Here is a 15,868-nt window from a genome sequence, read left to right as displayed (position 1 = left end):
CCCGGCAGCTCAGCGCATCACCAGACCGCCGTCCACCAGCAGCAGCTGCCCGGTCATGAAACCGCTGAGCTCCGACGCCAGGAACAGCACCGGCCCAGCCACATCTTCGGGCCGTGCCAGTCGGCGCAGCGGCGTAGCCGCCATCAGCGATTCACGAAAAGACTCCTTGCTGCCCTGTGTACCCTGCGTGGGATAGACCAGACCGGGCGCCACACAGTTGACGCGGATGCCCACAGGCCCGAGCTCGCTGGCCAGATTGCGGCTGAAAGCCAGCAAGGCCCCCTTGGATGTCGTGTAGTCGTGATAGGCGACAACAGGCTGCTCCACCAGATTGCTGACGATGTTGACAATGCTGCCGAGCGCGCGCTGGCGCATCAGCGGCAGCACCGCACGACAGACATTGAAGCTTGCACCGACGGCCCCGTCGAACTGGGCCTGATAGTCCGCCCATTGCAGATCGTCAAAACGGCTGCGGCGTTCCGGATCGAATGCATAGGGCCTGAAGGCATTGTTGACCACGATATCGATGCCCCCCGCTTCGCGCACTATGCCGTCCACCATGCTCTGCACCGCATCGGGCGAGCCCACATCGGCCTTGACCGCCCAGGCATCGCCGCCCGAGTCCTTGCCCGCGGCCAGGCAGGCATCCACGGTGCTGGCTGCAGCCTCGTCATTGGACAGGTAGTTGACGGCCACCGCCGCCCCCTCGCGCGCAAACGCCAGGGCAATCGCCGCACCGATGCCGCGGCTGGCGCCCGTCACCAGCACCACCTTGCCGCGCAAGCCCATTGAAGAAGACTGACTCATATTCACGATTTCCGTTCAAACACTGGCAGATCCCCGGGAAGAGACAGCAGGCAAGGGCCTTGGCGGCCTCGCCGCCCCGCTGCAATGCTGTCCTCCCCCAAGGCGCGGGGCCGCACAGGCAACGCGCCTCCAGGGGGAGATTTACAGCGGCACAACCACATCCGCCACCTTGATCTGACGCTGCACCATGCCCAGCGCACGATAGGCATCGGCACCTTTTTGCAGCGCAGCCATATCGAAGCTGCCCAGCGGCTGGCCCTGGACTGCCGGCATGGAAGAGGCGTTACGCAGGCGGATCACATCCAGATTGATATCGCGACGCGTGCCGTCGATGGCATATTTGCTGGCCAGCACCGAGGCCTCCTCGGGATTCGCCATCATCCAGGCAGCGCTTTCGCGGTAGCCCTTGACGAATGCCTTGAGCAAGTCCTTCTTCTGCTGGAACACCTCCTCGCGCACCACAAACATGTCGCTGGACATATTGAGGTGGTCGCTGACCTGCATCACATTGACTTCGCCGATGCCCTTGCGCAGGCCCACGGCCAGGCCGGTATCCGTGGCGGCCGTGGCGTCAACCTGCCCTTGCATCAGGGGCGCAAAGTTCAACAGGCCGGTCACGACAATGCTCACATCCGACTCCTTGAGGCCGGCCTGATGCAGCATCACCAACAGGTTCTGGCGCGTGCCGCTGGCAAGGCTGTAGACACCGATCTTCTTGCCCTTGAGGTCCGCGGGCTTGCGAATGCCCGAGGACTTGAGCGAAACCACATTGAACACGTTCTGCGGATAGATGTCGTAGATCGCCACCAGCTTCTCGCCCTTGTCCAGAGCCATGAAGAAGGAGCCGGGGTCGGTAAACGCCACGTCGGCCTGGCCGCTGAGGATGTTGCGAATCGCATCGCCGCCGCCCGCTCCGGGCAGATAGGCCAGTTCCACGCCGTTCGCCTTGAAGAAGCCTTTTTCGGGCTCGACCAGAATATTGGTGATCTCGCTGATGGGCTTGCTCCAGCCGGCCAGGCGAATCTTGCCCTGCAGAGGAACCGCCATGCTGGTGCCGGTCATGGCAAGGCCGCTCAGGCCTGCACAGGCGCCGAGCAGGCTGCGGCGAGAGATGAACGAAGTCTGGTTGCTGGAGTGCATGACAAATGGTTTGAAGATGCAGTCAGGCCCGGTCGCCCGACTGCGAGGTTGAAAAGTGATGGGAGCGCAGCAAATAGCGCTCCAGAACAAGGCAGGCCTGATACAGCAGCAGGCCCATGGCGGCAATCAGCACCAGCGCCGCAAACATCAGCGTGGTGTCCATCATTCCCTGGGCGGCAATGACCACGGCACCCAGACCCTGGCTTGCACCCATGAACTCGGCCACCACGGCACCGACCAGCGCCAGCACGACGGCCACGCGCAGCCCGGCCAGAATCGCGGGCAGCCCGGTCGGCAGTTTCAGGCGCAGCAAGGTCTGCAGCCTGGTTGCGCCCAGCATGCGAAACAGCTGCAGGCGCTGGCCATCCACCTGCCGCAGGCCCGTCAATGTGTTTTCCATCAATGGGAAAAAGCAGATCAGCGCCGTGATCAGCACCGTCGGCAGCATGCCGAAGCCGAACCACAGCACGAACAGCGGCGCCAGAGCCAGCTTGGGCACGACCTGGCTGACCACCACATAGGGCTTGAGCACGCGCTCCAGCAACTCGGACTCGGCCAGCGCCATGCCAGCCAGCAAGCCCACGGCACTGCCTATGAGCAGCCCCAGCAGCAAGGCCTGCAAGGTAGCCCAGAGATGCGGCCAGAAATAGCCGGACGCCAGACCCGACCACAGCGACAGCGCCACCGCCGAGGGCGCGGGCAACACCAGCGCCGACAGGCCAAATTGCCTCGCAGCCAGCTCCCATATTGCAAGAACGGCTATCAAAAGCGAGGCGGACAGCCAATGTGTCTTGTTCAGCAAGCTGCTCATGCGCAACCTCGGTCCATGGATGCGCGAATGCGCGCGCAATAGTCGTTGAACGCCGCACCGTGGCGCAGGCTCTGCTGGCGCGGCTGTGGCAGCTCGACGGACCAGTCGTCCACGATGCGGCCGCCATGCATGAGTGCAATGCGGTCGCCCAGATAGACGGCCTCGTTGATGTCGTGGGTAACAAAGAGCACCGTCGTGCCATGGCGCTGGCAGGTGCGCAGCAAATCGTCCTGCAGCTCGGCACGCGTAATGGCATCCAGCGCCGCAAAAGGCTCGTCGAGCAGCAGCAGCGGCGGCTCCAGAATCAGGGCTCGCGCCAGCGCCACGCGACTTTGCTGACCGCCCGAGAGCTGGCGCGGATAGAGCGAAGCATGTTCGGCAAGGCCCAGTTGCTCCAGCAACTGCATGGCCGCCTGTCGGTCCTGCTGCGTGGGTTTGCGCTGCAGCGACACGGGCAGCAGCACGTTGTCGATCACCGTATGCCAGTCCAGCAGCGTCGGTGCCTGGAACATAAAGCCCAGCTGCGGCCCCGGCGCTGCCAGTTCGCTGCCGCGCAGCAAGACATGCCCCGACTGGGGCCTGAGCAGGCCTGCCGCCAGCTTGAGCAGCGTGGTCTTGCCGCAGCCGCTGCGCCCCAGCAGGCAGTGAAACTCTCCAGCCCCGACCTGCCAGTTCACACCATCCACCACCGGCGCTCGTCCCGGGTAGCTGAATCGGGCCTGCTTGAACTCCATGAATGCCACGACGGTATCCACTCCCTCAGTCCGCATAAGAGGCCAGCGGCTGGGCCGCCAGTTCTGCCGACTGCTCGATCTCCGTCATGCGCACCAGATCCAGCAGGTTGAAGCGCCCGTCATGGTGCCAGCCGGCCTCGGGCATGCTCATGGAGCCGATGGCGCTGATGCGCGTGACGCCAGCCGCGCCCAGCAGCCCGGCCAGGCGGTACAGCTCTTCGGGGCCGGCCGCAATGCCCGCGGTCTGCAGATAGTCGCGCTGAGCGGTCACCACGGGCAGCACGGCATCGAGCCGGTCCACGGCCACCACGGCAATCGTGCGGTACAGCGCGGTCGGTGCCAGGGGCTGCAGACTCTCGCTGTAGGCCACGCTCCAGGGTGCATCCACAGGTCCCAGCAGCTGGTGTGCTTCACCGCCCCACTCCATGTTATGCTGCCAGCGTGCCAGCGCCGCACCTTCTTCCAGATCCAGCTCGCGGCGTGCGAAACGTCGCTGCAGATTGGCAAGCTCGGCCGCCAGATAGTCGGCAAAAGCACGCGGAGAGACCGGCGCCCCACGCTGCACATAGAACACATGGGGCGAGTAACAGCCCTGCTGGTCATAGCGCATCACGTCCCAGGCGGCCAGCCTTGCCATGCCCGGAGCCTTGAGCGTATCCAGCGCCTGCGCGTCGATCAGGCCAAAACCCAGCTTGTGGCCATGGGGCAAGAAGCGCGTCGTCACGGGCAGACGACGGCGCAGCGCATCCAGCGTCTGGTTGCCGCCATAGGCCAGTACCGTATCGGCCTGGGCATAGAGCGCGTCGGCCTCCTCGCCACCTGCACCGCGCCACCAGACCACGGCCAGGCAATCGGCCAGCGGCGGGTGGACCTCTGCCAGCAAGCGTGCAAACCACCCCGCAAACAAGGGCTCGGCACTGGCCAGCTTGCCGATCGCCGGGGCCTTGACCAGCAAGCCGCAGACCAGGCTCCACAGCGACAGCGCAGGTACGTTGCCGGCCCAGCTGTGCACCAGCAGGTCCGGGCCGAAAGCCCGTACGGCCCCGCCCTTGGCTGCCGGTTGAAAGCCATCGAGCACTGCCGGATTGGCAAAATCCTCGGCCACAAAGCGCTTGAGCTGCGCTGCACGAAAGGTCTTGAAAAATCCTGTCAGCCCCAGCCGCACCATATCGGCGTCATAGCCGCTGACCACGGGCAGCCAGGCTTCGGCCTGCTGACGGTAGGTGTCGTTGCGATCCAGCAGGCGGGCCATCGCACGATCGACGGCATCGATGATCTCGGCCACCGGCATCGGGCGCAGATGGGCGCATGCAGCCGCGCGAACGCGAGCAGCCAGAGCCTGCATCTGCGGCGCCGTCAGCACGGGCACGCTGACTTCCAGCCTCTGACCGTCGCGGGACTCGAAGTCCAGCGTCTGCCACTGTACTTCCTCGTCGCCGAGGCCGGGCAGATAGCCTGCCTTGATACGCTGCACCTTGCGCTGCTTGCTCATGCGCCGGCAGCTTTCACAAACTCTTCAACCGCCAGCGAGCAACCCTTGGCGGCGGCGCCCTCGGCGCGCCCCAGCAGCAAAAAGCCGTCTTTTTCCTGCGGGCCGGCCCACAGGCCCACATCCTCGGTCAGGATGGTGGTCACCGCGTTGTAGTTGGCCAGATCGCAATGCACCAGAATGCCGCGCTCACCAGCGGCCACATCCCTGCCGGTGATCGGCTCGACCAGACGCGAACGGATCCAGTGCGGACCGGACTTGACCGAGGGCAGAACCGCATTGCCATCGTCATAGAACTGGGTGCTCAGCTCGGTCATGCCATACATATTGATGCACAGACTGCGCGGCACGCCCAGCAACTGCGAAAGCTCGGCATAGAACTGCTCGAGCGGCAGCTCACGCGACTGCCCCTTGTAGCCGCCCGTATCCAGCACGCGGCTGCCTGCGGGCAGGCGAAAGCTGCGGCCCTGCGCACGCAGGGCATCCATCACATGGACCAGGCTGAAGCTCGCGCCCAGCAGCGCAAACGGCTGGCCGCTGCGCTCGGACTCTTCCAGCGCGGCACACAGGGCCGGCATGTCCAGCCCTTCCGAATTCAGATAGTAGCGGCTGCCTGCCGAGCCGAATTCGGACCGGGCAAGTGCCAGATAGTGAGCCAGCGAGGAATTGGGCATAGCCTGCTCATCGGGAAACAGAATGCCCATGGGCATGCGCTCCAGACCCTGCATGAAACGTCTGGCGAAATAGCGCTTCATGGACAGGTCGTAGACATCGAGCTGCGGATGGAAATGACGTCCGCGCGCAGCGCGGCCCGTGGTGCCGCTGGTCATGAACACGCGCTCGGCGGGCGACGGCGGCTCGCTGCGCAGCTCCATGGCCTTGAAGGCATCGATGGGCACGGCCGGAACATCGCGCCAGCTCCTGACATTGCGCAGCGTGGCACCGCGTCGCTGGCAAAAGCTGCGAAACGGCGCATTGCATTCGTACTGGTAGGCGAAAAGGCGCAGGGCGAGTTGATTGAACTGGTCGTCGGTGCAGTCATCCATTGCGATGAAAGCAAGCAGATCGGCGACCAGCGAAGCGGCCTTGTCCATGAAATTCCTTCGAGAGCGGGGACATCATGCTCCGAAGGCTTGCTGACCATGCGAGAACGCACTGCCCTGAGGTCAGCTTGCAAGCTCTTCTTCCGCCGGTATGAACCGGGTCAAGTTCGCGGGTGTAGATCTCAGCACTGGCGTGCACCCCGGAGCGCGGCGCCATCTTACCCCAACGGCATCGCTGCACGGTGCCTGAGCCGCCGCATGAAAGTCGCGTCACTTGTAACCTGGGGTAATGCTCTATCACAGAGAAGAAGGTCATCTACAGTAGAAATCATTAAAACATTACCACCCGAATACAATTGGAGCAAAAATTGCGAACGTGCCCGACACGCACCTTGCCATGGCACCAACAATGATGCAGACGCGCACTGCCTGAGCGAGCTTCACGCCGTAGCAAGAAACGCTGTCAACAGAGCTTGCGCCATCCAGGGCACCGAACGTCCACCCCGAGCCCCAGAGATATTCACATGCATTTTTCGCGCCTTTGTCATCTGGCAGGCTGGCCTGTGGCCGCCGCCGGACTGCTGCTGACGGCACAGTCCGCAATGGCCCAGCAAGCCGCCGCCCAGCCGGAACTGCCCCAGTTGTCCGAAGTCACCGTGCGCAGCACCTTGCAGGAGTCTGCACTTGAGCAAACCCCGGCCTCCGTGACCGTGCTCGACGGCGAGCGCATGCGCGAGCGCAATCTGCAGGTCAATCTATCGGAGTCCCTGAGCGCAGCTCCGGGCCTGCAGTTGCAGAACCGCCAGAACTACGCGCAAGACCTGCAGCTGTCGATTCGCGGCTTTGGCGCGCGCTCCACCTTCGGCGTGCGCGGCATACAGATCTATGTGGACGGCATCCCCTCCACCATGCCGGACGGCCAGGGTCAGACCAACAATATCGATATCGCCTCGCTGGAGCGCGTGGAAGTGCTGCGCGGTCCTTACTCCGCCCTCTACGGCAACGCCTCTGGCGGCGTGATCAATGCCTATACCGAACGTGGTGAAGGCGCACCCTCGGTGGAAAGCAGCTTTGCACTGGGCAGCGACGGCCAGAAGCGTCTGGGCCTCAAGGCCAAGGGCGAAGCCAACGGGATTGGCTATGTGCTCAGCGCCAGCCGTTTTCTCACCGACGGCTACCGGGCCCAGAGCGCGGCGGACAAAAACCTGTTCAACGCCCGCATCGATATCAAGCCCGACGAATACAGCCAATTGACCCTGGTGGCCAACCATGTGGACATCGATGCCAAGGACCCCGGCGGCATCACGCCCAAGGACTGGGCGGTAGATCCGAAGGCTGTGGCGTCCAACCCCTTGCTCTACGATTCGCGCAAAAGCGTGAAGCAGACCCAGGCCGGCCTGACCTATGAGCGCCAGCTGGACGGCGGCCAGGCGCTGCGCCTGATGGCCTATGCCGGTCAGCGCGAAATGATGCAGTTTCAGTCCACGCCCAAGGCATCGCAGACCGGCTACAGGGGTGGGGTGATCGGTCTCAAGCGCGACTATGGCGGCATCGATGCGCGCTGGAGCGGCAAATACGAGCTGGGCAGCGGCAGCCTGGGCCTGATTGCGGGCCTGGCCGCCAACACTGTCAGGGAAGACCGCCAGGGCTACAAGAACTTTGTGGGCAACCAGTTGGGCGTGGTCGGCGAGCTGGTGCGTGACGAGCGCAATACCCTCACCAGCATAGACCCCTATTTGCAAGCCTCCTGGGCCTTTGCACCGCGCTGGAAGCTTGATGCCGGCCTGCGCTGGAGCAATGTGCAGTTCCAGTCGCGCGACCATTTCCTGGCCGACAAGAACGACAGCGGCAATGCCGGATTCCATAAGCTGCTGCCGGTTGTTTCGCTCCAGCACGAGCTCAATCAGGACATCAATGTCTATGCCTCGCTGGGTCGCGGCATGGAAACACCGACCTTCAACGAGATCTCATACCGCCCTGGCCCCAACCCGCTTCCCGGACTGAACTTCGGCCTCAAGCCTGCGGTATCGACCAGTGCCGAGCTGGGCATCAAGCAACGCTTCAATGTGGCCGGCCTGCGCGGCGACTGGTCTGCCGCGCTGTTCCAGACCAGCACCGACGATGAAATCGTGGTGGCCAGCAACGACAACGGCCGCACCTCTTATCAGAATGCCGGCAATACCCGCCGCCGCGGCATGGAGCTGAGCACCAGCACCTGGCTGATGCCCCAGTTGCGCCTGAACGGCGCGCTGACCTTGCTCGATGCCAGTCTGCGCAGCGGCTATTGCGACAGCAAGGGCCAGGACTGCACTCCCGCCGGCAAGCGCATTGCCGGCACGGCCAGGCATCTGGGCTATCTGGGGCTGGAATGGATTCCCGCCACCGACTGGCGTGTGGGTCTGGACTGGCGTCATGTGGGCCGTATTGCCGCTGACGACAAGAACCAGGTCTATGCCCCCAGCTACAACGTTGCCAGCCTGAGCGTTGGCTACACCAAACGCCTGGGCGCCTGGAAGCTCAGTGCTTTTGCCCGCGTCGACAATCTGACCGACAAGAACTATGTGGGCTCGGTCATCGTCAACGAAGCGACCAAGCCCGAGGGCCGCTACTACGAACCGGCCCCGGGGCGCCAATGGATGGCCGGAACCAGCCTCAGCTACCAGTTCTAGGCATGTCATCCGCATAATCGGACAGCAGCAAGCGGGCCTGGTGCCCGCTTTTTTCATGTCCGGACAGATCAAAGACGATTTTTCAGAAAAATATTTGGTGCCTGCAAACTGCCTGTTTGAGCCCGAAAGCCGCCAATCCCGCGCCGGTTTGACTGCCTGGCGGTAGATGCCTCCAGCATGCTTGCGCCCTTCAGCAGTGCAAGCCACGTCAAAACATCGCTATCCACGTCCAATCTCACGAATCTTCTCGCCAGCGCTCGTGCAGTTTGAGCGAAGTTAGCCCCTGAAGCAGGCATGAACGGCACACAGAAATTCTTCACTCTGCAACACGCTGCCATCAGGCGTGCAACTTCTACGAAATGCAGGGCAAATGGCAACAGGTGACTCCCCAAAGTAAAGAAATCATTTCTTATAGGAAATTCACATAAAAAGAGCTCAGATGGCGGGCTTTTGAAAGCAAATTCACAGCGCTAGAATCCGCCACCAGCACTGCCTCGTATGTTTTAAGCCGGGGCACGGTTTCAGACTCCTCCGTATGTCAGCCCTTTTCGTTTCTTGCCATCCACATTCCAGCCCGGCACCTTGCAGCCCTGCCATTCCAGCAGCCGGAGCTGATGTATGAGTGACGGTTTGCAAAGCCCCGCCCAACAGGGCGTGCAGTTGGTCGACATACGGCTGCAGCGCGGCCAGACCCAGGTGTTTGACGGTTTGAACCTAGCCCTGACGGAACAGCGCATCGGCGTGATCGGCAACAACGGCGCCGGCAAGTCCAGCCTGTTTCGCCTGCTTTGCGGGCTCGAGCTGCCCCAGGCCGGACAAGTACTGGTGGATGGCATGCCCTTGCTGCAGGCCCGCCAGCACAAGCCCGGCCTGATCGGCCTGATGTTCCAGAATCCGGACGATCAGATCATCTTCCCCACCGTGGAGGAAGAACTGGCCCTGGGCCTTCGCCCTCAGGGCCTGAGCAAGCAGCAGGCCAGAGCCAGGGCGCGCGAGTTGCTGGCCGCACGCGGCCTGGCCCACTGGGCCGAGCGTGCCGTCAGCAGTCTGAGCCAGGGCCAGCGCCAGCAGGTGTGCTGGCTCTCGCTGCTGATTGCCGCACCGCAACTGCTGCTGCTGGACGAGCCCTTTGCCAGCCTGGACCTGCCCGGTCAAGCCCGCTTGGCCCAGGATATTGCCAGCGCACCGCAACAGGTGCTGGTCTCCACCCATGTGCTCGACCATGTGCGTGACTTTGAGCGCGTGATCTGGCTGGAGCAAGGCCGGCTGCGCGCCGACGGCCCGGGCCGCGACATCTGCAGCGCCTACGAGACCTCAGTGCGGGAGCAGTTGCTGAAGAAAAGCTCGTACGGAGACCTGCATGGGTAGTCTCTACAGCGAAGTTGCGACCTGGCTGCATCGCTGGTCGGCCGGCCTCAAGCTCTTGCTGCTGGCGGTTTTTGGCACGCTGTTGTTTCTGATAGCCAACCCCTGGGTGTTGGCGGGCTGCGGCGTGGCTTGCCTGCTTCTCTGGATCTCGCTGGGCGAGGCCACACAGGTGGCGCGCCGGCTGATGCGCTCGGTTATCGTCGCGGCACTGCTGGTGGCGGGCTTTCATGTCTTCATGGGCAACCCTGTGCTGGCAGCCGTCAGCAGTCTGCGGCTGATCTGCGCCTCGACCCTGGGCATTGCGCTGACCATCACCACCCGCCCCAGCGATCTGGTCGAGGTACTGGAATGGCTGCTCGCCCCGCTGGCTCGCCTGGGCATCCCCACCGAGCGCGTGGCCATGCAGCTTGCACTCATGCTGCGCTTTACCGAACATTTCTTTGTTCAATGGACAAAGCTGGACGAGGCATACCGCCTGCGCACCGGCAAAAGCGGCGGACTGCGCCTGATTGCACCGCTGACGATTCATATGCTGCAGGCCACGCGCCGTGTGGCCGACGCCCTCTGGGCAAGACTGGGTTTCTAGGAGACCGTTGATGACTACCAATCCCTCTCACACCGTATCGCGCGGCGGCGCACGCTCCATGGCTCAGGTATCGCTGTTCGCCGCCCTGATGGCCGTGATGGGCCTGATTCCCAAGATCGACCTGCCGTTCGGCGTGCCCATCACCATCCAGTCGCTGGGCGTGATGCTGGCAGGCGTCATGCTCGGGCCCTGGCGCGGCCTGCAGTCCATGGCACTGTTTCTCGCGGCCGTGGCCGTAGGTCTGCCACTGCTGTCTGGCGGTCGCGGCGGCATCGGAGTCTTCATGGCACCGTCTGCCGGCTATCTGATCGGCTACATGCTGGCCGCAGGCATTACTGGCGCCGTCATGGCTGCCCTGCCGCAGAGCACGCCGCGTCGCACGGCGCTGAGCGCCTTCATCGCCTCCTTGATCGGCGGCCTGTTGTGCCTGCATGCCTTTGGCGTACTGGGCCTGATGCTGGTCGCCAAGATGAGCCTGAGTCAGGCCTTTGCCGTGACGCTGGCCTTTGTCCCCGGCGACTTCATCAAATGTGTTCTCTGCGCCATCATCGTCCACACCGTGGCGCGCGGAATGCCTGACTGGCGTTTTGGCGGTCGCCGGTGAACGCGCTGTCCGCGGCGGCACCGCTGCAGGGCTTCTGGCAGCTGGTTCATGGCCCGCTGGCCTATTGGGCGCAACACCGGCCCGATGTGGTGGCCCTGCAGAGCGAGGCCGGCTCCTGGACCTTTGGCGAGCTGCATGCCGAGGTCGAGCTGCGCTCGGCTCGCCTGGTGGCGCAACGCGCGCCGCAGATGCTGCTGCTGGATGCCAGCCGCTCCACGCTGGAGCGACTGGTGGACTTTCTGGCCGTGATCCGCAGCGGGCGCTGCGCGGCGGTCGCCGACCCCGACTGGCAACCGGCCGTGCGCCAGCGCATTGAAGGCTGGCTGCCCGGGCAGGCCTGCGAGCTGGGATCGGCAGCACCGACAGCCGCCTTCTATACCGGCTTCACCTCGGGCAGCACCGGCCTGCCCAAGGGCTTCAAGCGCCACCATCTATCGTGGACGGAGAGCTTTCGCGTCGGCCTGCAGGATTTCGGCCCCGTCGTCGCCCAGCGCACGCTGGCACCAGGGCGCATCTCGCACTCGCTGTTTCTGTTCGGCGCCATGCAAGGCATCTGGTATGGCTGCGGCGCCGTCATGCAGGAGAAGTTCTCGGCCTCGCGTTGTCTTGCAGCCCTGGCGCGCGGCGATATCCCCTGTCTTGTCGCCGTGCCCAGCCAGTTGCTGCTGATGCTGCAATGGGCGCAGCATAGACAGCTCGCACCGATTCCCGAGGTCGAGCTGATCACCATCAGCGGCGCACGCTGGATGCGCGCCCACACGCCGGCGCTGCGCGCCCTCTTCCCCAAGGCCCGCATCATCGAGTTCTATGGAGCCTCCGAGGCCAGTTTTGTCGCCTGGATGGATGCCGATGAAGCCAGCGGCCCGCAGGCCGTGGGCAGGCCATTCAGCAATGTAAAGCTATCCATTCGTCCCACCGGCAGCGATGCCGCCGAGAATGCGCTGGCCGAGCATGACACCAGCCATGCCGGCGACGGCCTGATCTATATCCGCAGCCCCATGCTGTTCATGGACTATGTGGGCGATGCCCATGACGCCACGGCCGTGCTGCGCGATGGCGACTGGCTGTCCGTGCGCGACATGGGCCATATCGACGAACGCGGCATGCTGTGCCTGGCAGGACGCCAGAGCCGCATGCTCGTCACCCAGGGCAAGAACCTGTTTCCCGAGGAAGTGGAGAACCTGCTGGCCAGCCACCCGGCGATTGCCCAGGTCTCGCTGCACGGCCAGGCCGATGCGCTGCGCGGCCTGCAGGTACACGCGGTGCTGCAATGGAGGCCGCAGACTGAGGCGCCTTCGGCCCTGGAGCTGAACCAGTGGCTGCGCGAGCGCACCGAAGCCTTCAAGGTGCCGCGCCAGTGGTGGGTTTGCGAGCACTGGCCGCACACAGCCAGCGGCAAGACCGATCACGGTCAGCTGGCCCAGGCCCTGCGCGCCAGCATGGCCGGGCCTGCGGGAGCTGCCATATCCCCTGCCCAGCTCCCCGCATTGCGGCCGTGGCAGAGTTGAGGCCCATGCCAAGCAAGACCCCCATCATTGCCTGGGCCCGCAGCCCGGTGGCTCCGCTAGGCTCGGCCCTGGCCCAGCTCAGCCCCCATGAACTGGGCCGGCCGCTGCTGCTGTCACTGCTGCAGCAAAGCGGCTTGCCGGCCCATGCCGTGGACGCGGTGATCGTCGGCAACGCCCTGGGCGCTGGTGGCAACCCGGCGCGCATGCTGACACTGGCCGCAGGCCTGCCCGATGGCTGCGCCGCGCACACCATCGATACCCAGTGCTGCTCGGGCCTGGATGCGGTGGCCATGGCCGTGGGTCTGCTGCAATCGGGTCAGGCCGAGGTGGTGATTGCCGGCGGCATCGAGGCCTGGAGCCGCGCCCCCATTCGCCAGACCCGCCCGCAGCTCCCAGGCGAGCAGCCCCAAAGCTACGAGCGCCCGCCATTTGCGCCCGATCCCGAGCGCGATCCCGATATGTTGCAATCGGCGGCAGACTATGCGCTCGCGCATGGATTCAGCCGCAGCCAGCAGGAGCAGTACGCGCTGCTGAGCCACAGCCGGGCCCTGGCCGCCCAGGCGCAACTCGCCCCGGAAATCGTGCCCATGGCAGGACTTGAGGCCGATGCCTATCCGCGCGCGCTGCAGCCTGCACGTGCCGCGCGCATGCCGACCCTGGCCCGGGGCAGCTGTGAGGGCGCGAGTGCCGACGATATCGCGGCCCACGCACTCAGCCCCCTGACCATCTCGGCCAAAGCCGATGGTGCGGCCCTGATCCTGCTGGCCACGCCCGAGGCCTGCGCACGCTGGAATCTGCAGCCCCGCGCACAATGGCTGGCCAGCGCCAGCGTGGGCGCCGCGCCCGAAACACCGCTGCTGGCGGCCATTGCGGCGGCGCAGATGACGCTGGCCCGAGGCAGCCATGCGCTGGCCAGGCCGCACCAGTCGCCGTTGCTGGCCCGGGATCTTTCGGCCATCGAACTTCATGACGCCTTTGCCGTTCAAGGCCTGGCCTTTTGCGCCGCCATGGGCCTTGCGCCCGAGCAGATCAACAGCGCAGGCGGCGGCCTGGCGCGCGGGCACCCTATCGGCGCGTCAGGCGCGATTGCGCTGGTGCGCTGCCTGGCTCAGCTTGAGTATCAGGCCCAGTCATCGACACCCGAGGCCGGACTCGGCCTGGCGGCCATCGCCGGTGCCGGCGGCATCGGAGCGGCAACCCTGGTGCAATGGCTGAAAGCCGCTCCCTGAATTCATTTTTGATAGCTATTACCCCATGTCCAGCAACGGTTCAGTCGTAAAAACATCTGAAGGCTTCGACTTGCCGGCAGGCATGGCGCTGATGCAGCAGCGCCGCTCCACACGTGCTTTTCTGCCCGATGCCGTGCCTGACGCGCTGCTGGAGAAGCTGCTGTTGACGGCGCGCCAGGCGCCCAGCGGCGGCAATCTGCAACCAGGCCAGCTGATCGCGGTACGCGGCAAACTGCGCGAGCAACTGACTGCCGCCCTGCTGCAGGACGTTGAAAGCCAGGTGCCCGAATGCGAGGACTACGCCTACTTTCCGCGTCCCATGCCCATGCAGCTGCGCAAGCGCCAGGTGGCTTCGGCACAGGCGCTTTACGGCGCCCTTGGCGTGGCGCGCGACGACCGCGCCGGGCGCGAAGCGCAATTTGCGCGCAACTACCGCTTCTTCGATGCACCCGTGGCGCTGGTCGTCACCATCGACGCCCATTACGGCCCCGGTGGCTATATGGACCTGGGCATGACGCTCTACGGACTGCAACTGGCGGCCGCCGCCATGGGCCTGGGCAGCTGCGCCATCGGTGCCCTTGCCTCGTACCCGGCTACCGTGCGCCGCGTGCTGGGCCTGGCCGAGAACAAGCACATCGTCTGCGGCCTGGCCCTGGGCTGGGCCGACGAGACCGCCCCCGTCAACCAGACCCAGACCACGCGTGCGCCGCTGGCTGAATGGTTTCAGGTCATGGAATAAGCAAAAAACAATAGCTGCCAGCGCCAGTGATTAAATGGTTTTCCATAGAAAGAAGCGAAAATCAATGTGCAGCCAGCGCAGGCAGCTATCAACAAGAGAGCAAAAAAGCGCTGCAGGTGCAGCGCTTAGTTCAATGCCCTCAGTCAGGCATGCCCCATCAAAGAGACAGCCAGCAAGCGCCGCCGCGCAGCAATGCTGTCGTCCCCCTCAGGGGGAAGCCGCAAAGCGGCTCAGGGGGAGCTTCTAGAACGCCGGGAAGACCGAGCCCTTGAATTCCTTGTCGATGAACTGGCGCACCTCGTCGGAGTGATAGGACTTGATCAGCTGGGCGACCCAGGGCTGATTCTTGTCGGCATCACGCACCACCATGATGTTCACATAGGGGTTCTTGGCGGACTCCAGCGCAATCGCATCCTTCTTGGGGTTCAGACCTGCCGAGATCGCGAAGTTGGTGTTGACGGTGGAGGCATCCAGATCGTCCAGCGAACGTGGCAACTGGGCTGCATCCAGCTCGACGAACTTGAGCTTCTTGGGGTTGGACACCACATCCAGGGGCGTCGCCTTCAGGCCTGCACCCTCCTTGAGCTTGATCAGACCCTGGGTCTGCAGCAGCAGCAGCGCGCGGCCGCCATTGGTGGGGTCGTTGGGGAGGCCGAACTTGGCACCGGTGGGGAGCTCGGACAAAGCCTTGATCTTCTTGGAGTAGATGCCGATAGGGAAATTCACCGTGTCGGCCACCCAGCTGATCTTGTAGCCACGATCCTTGAGCTGAGCATCCAGATAGGGGCGGTGCTGGTAGCTGTTGGCATCCAGGTCGCCGGCGGCCAGCGCCGCATTGGGCTGGACATAGTCGCCGAACTCGATGACCTTGAGGTTCAGACCATTCTTGGCAGCAACCTTTTTGACCACTTCCATGATCTGCGCGTGGGGGCCGGCGGTCACGCCGATCTTGATGGTCTTGTCCTGGGCCTGGGCGGCAAAACCCAGGGTGGCCGCAGCAGCCACGGCCAATGTGGTGCGCAAAAGCGAGCGCTTGTTCAACATGCAGATTCCTTGTGCCAAAGATTGAGAGTGGCTAAGACTGTAGCGTCAGTTTCATGTGCCGGAGCGCTGTTTCTTAGACAGATTGCTCAGATGCAAA

Annotated in this window: 15 protein-coding genes and 1 riboswitch; of the genes, 7 read left to right on the top strand and 8 right to left on the bottom strand. The window is 64.1% G+C overall.

Annotation, left to right across the window (positions count from 1 at the left end; translation table 11 throughout):
• Positions 1-9: 9 nt before the first annotated feature.
• The 6 genes from JAO85_RS02050 to JAO85_RS02025 form a co-directional block, all read right to left on the bottom strand.
• Positions 10-807, bottom strand: a complete 798-nt coding sequence (locus tag JAO85_RS02050; protein WP_202787328.1) for an SDR family oxidoreductase — start codon at positions 805-807, stop codon at positions 10-12.
• 141 nt (positions 808-948) lie between these two features.
• Positions 949-1,947, bottom strand: a complete 999-nt coding sequence (locus tag JAO85_RS02045) for an ABC transporter substrate-binding protein (protein ID WP_003070876.1) — start codon at positions 1,945-1,947, stop codon at positions 949-951.
• Positions 1,948-1,969: 22 nt separating this feature from the next.
• Positions 1,970-2,758, bottom strand: a complete 789-nt coding sequence (locus JAO85_RS02040; protein ID WP_012838153.1) for an ABC transporter permease — start codon at positions 2,756-2,758, stop codon at positions 1,970-1,972.
• Positions 2,755-3,492: an ABC transporter ATP-binding protein gene (locus tag JAO85_RS02035; protein ID WP_237734701.1), complete on the bottom strand. Its 738-nt coding sequence runs from the start codon at positions 3,490-3,492 to the stop codon at positions 2,755-2,757. Before JAO85_RS02035 ends, JAO85_RS02040 begins: the two co-directional genes overlap by 4 nt.
• Before the next feature lie 25 nt (positions 3,493-3,517).
• Positions 3,518-4,984, bottom strand: coding sequence for an acyl-CoA reductase (locus JAO85_RS02030; protein ID WP_202787327.1), 1,467 nt, complete (start codon positions 4,982-4,984; stop codon positions 3,518-3,520).
• Complete coding sequence (locus JAO85_RS02025) at positions 4,981-6,075, bottom strand: long-chain-fatty-acid--CoA ligase (protein WP_054075267.1); 1,095 nt, start codon at positions 6,073-6,075, stop codon at positions 4,981-4,983. The genes JAO85_RS02030 and JAO85_RS02025 overlap by 4 nt, the downstream gene beginning before the upstream one ends.
• A gap of 70 nt (positions 6,076-6,145) precedes the next feature.
• Positions 6,146-6,237: riboswitch (TPP riboswitch) on the bottom strand.
• Positions 6,238-6,548: 311 nt separating this feature from the next.
• Between JAO85_RS02025 and JAO85_RS02020 the strand changes: the two genes are divergently transcribed.
• Positions 6,549-8,693 (top strand): TonB-dependent receptor, encoded by a 2,145-nt coding sequence (locus tag JAO85_RS02020; protein WP_202787326.1) that lies wholly within the window; start codon positions 6,549-6,551, stop codon positions 8,691-8,693.
• Positions 8,694-8,761: 68 nt separating this feature from the next.
• Here JAO85_RS02020 and JAO85_RS02015 read toward each other — a convergent pair whose 3' ends face one another.
• Complete coding sequence (locus tag JAO85_RS02015; RefSeq protein ID WP_202787325.1) at positions 8,762-9,070, bottom strand: hypothetical protein; 309 nt, start codon at positions 9,068-9,070, stop codon at positions 8,762-8,764.
• A gap of 241 nt (positions 9,071-9,311) precedes the next feature.
• On the opposite strand from JAO85_RS02015, the gene JAO85_RS02010 reads away from it, so the two are divergent.
• Genes JAO85_RS02010 through JAO85_RS01985 form a run of 6 tightly spaced genes read left to right on the top strand, consistent with a single transcriptional unit; the run spans position 9,312 to position 14,727 of the window.
• Positions 9,312-10,061: an energy-coupling factor ABC transporter ATP-binding protein gene (locus JAO85_RS02010; protein ID WP_202787324.1), complete on the top strand. Its 750-nt coding sequence runs from the start codon at positions 9,312-9,314 to the stop codon at positions 10,059-10,061.
• The gene (locus JAO85_RS02005) at positions 10,054-10,647 is read left to right on the top strand and encodes an energy-coupling factor transporter transmembrane protein EcfT (protein ID WP_039048619.1); all 594 of its coding nucleotides are present in this window, start codon (positions 10,054-10,056) and stop codon (positions 10,645-10,647) included. Before JAO85_RS02010 ends, JAO85_RS02005 begins: the two co-directional genes overlap by 8 nt.
• A 10-nt stretch (positions 10,648-10,657) precedes the next feature.
• Positions 10,658-11,251 carry a biotin transporter BioY gene (locus tag JAO85_RS02000; RefSeq protein ID WP_202787323.1) on the top strand — a complete coding sequence of 198 codons (594 nt, stop codon included), beginning with the start codon at positions 10,658-10,660 and terminating at the stop codon, positions 11,249-11,251.
• Complete coding sequence (locus JAO85_RS01995; protein WP_202787322.1) at positions 11,248-12,759, top strand: AMP-binding protein; 1,512 nt, start codon at positions 11,248-11,250, stop codon at positions 12,757-12,759. Before JAO85_RS02000 ends, JAO85_RS01995 begins: the two co-directional genes overlap by 4 nt.
• Positions 12,760-12,764: 5 nt before the next feature.
• On the top strand, positions 12,765-13,988 hold the full coding sequence (locus tag JAO85_RS01990; RefSeq protein WP_039048616.1) for a thiolase family protein: 1,224 nt from the start codon (positions 12,765-12,767) through the stop codon (positions 13,986-13,988).
• A 25-nt stretch (positions 13,989-14,013) separates the two neighbouring features.
• A complete protein-coding gene (locus tag JAO85_RS01985; protein WP_039048615.1) occupies positions 14,014-14,727 on the top strand; it encodes a nitroreductase family protein in 714 nt (237 codons plus the stop codon).
• 243 nt (positions 14,728-14,970) lie between these two features.
• Here JAO85_RS01985 and JAO85_RS01980 read toward each other — a convergent pair whose 3' ends face one another.
• Entirely contained in the window at positions 14,971-15,771 is an 801-nt protein-coding gene (locus JAO85_RS01980) for a MetQ/NlpA family ABC transporter substrate-binding protein (protein ID WP_012838141.1), read from the bottom strand.
• Positions 15,772-15,868: the final 97 nt, after the last annotated feature.

This window comes from Comamonas sp. NyZ500 (genome assembly GCF_016772095.1).
Lineage (GTDB): Bacteria > Pseudomonadota > Gammaproteobacteria > Burkholderiales > Burkholderiaceae_C > Comamonas > Comamonas thiooxydans.
This window is presented reverse-complemented; position numbering and strand designations above follow the sequence as displayed.

Excerpts from the sequence above, each read along its gene's own strand:
- JAO85_RS02050 (WP_202787328.1), bottom strand. The coding sequence starts at position 807 with ATGAGTCAGTCTTCTTCAATGGGCTTGCGCGGCAAGGTGGTGCTGGTG.
- JAO85_RS02045 (WP_003070876.1), bottom strand. The coding sequence starts at position 1,947 with ATGCACTCCAGCAACCAGACTTCGTTCATCTCTCGCCGCAGCCTGCTC.
- JAO85_RS02040 (WP_012838153.1), bottom strand. The coding sequence starts at position 2,758 with ATGAGCAGCTTGCTGAACAAGACACATTGGCTGTCCGCCTCGCTTTTG.
- JAO85_RS02035 (WP_237734701.1), bottom strand. The coding sequence starts at position 3,492 with ATGGAGTTCAAGCAGGCCCGATTCAGCTACCCGGGACGAGCGCCGGTG.
- JAO85_RS02030 (WP_202787327.1), bottom strand. The coding sequence starts at position 4,984 with ATGAGCAAGCAGCGCAAGGTGCAGCGTATCAAGGCAGGCTATCTGCCC.
- JAO85_RS02025 (WP_054075267.1), bottom strand. The coding sequence starts at position 6,075 with ATGGACAAGGCCGCTTCGCTGGTCGCCGATCTGCTTGCTTTCATCGCA.
- JAO85_RS02020 (WP_202787326.1), top strand. The coding sequence starts at position 6,549 with ATGCATTTTTCGCGCCTTTGTCATCTGGCAGGCTGGCCTGTGGCCGCC.
- JAO85_RS02010 (WP_202787324.1), top strand. The coding sequence starts at position 9,312 with ATGAGTGACGGTTTGCAAAGCCCCGCCCAACAGGGCGTGCAGTTGGTC.
- JAO85_RS02005 (WP_039048619.1), top strand. The coding sequence starts at position 10,054 with ATGGGTAGTCTCTACAGCGAAGTTGCGACCTGGCTGCATCGCTGGTCG.
- JAO85_RS02000 (WP_202787323.1), top strand. The coding sequence starts at position 10,658 with ATGACTACCAATCCCTCTCACACCGTATCGCGCGGCGGCGCACGCTCC.
- JAO85_RS01990 (WP_039048616.1), top strand. The coding sequence starts at position 12,765 with ATGCCAAGCAAGACCCCCATCATTGCCTGGGCCCGCAGCCCGGTGGCT.
- JAO85_RS01985 (WP_039048615.1), top strand. The coding sequence starts at position 14,014 with ATGTCCAGCAACGGTTCAGTCGTAAAAACATCTGAAGGCTTCGACTTG.
- JAO85_RS01980 (WP_012838141.1), bottom strand. The coding sequence starts at position 15,771 with ATGTTGAACAAGCGCTCGCTTTTGCGCACCACATTGGCCGTGGCTGCT.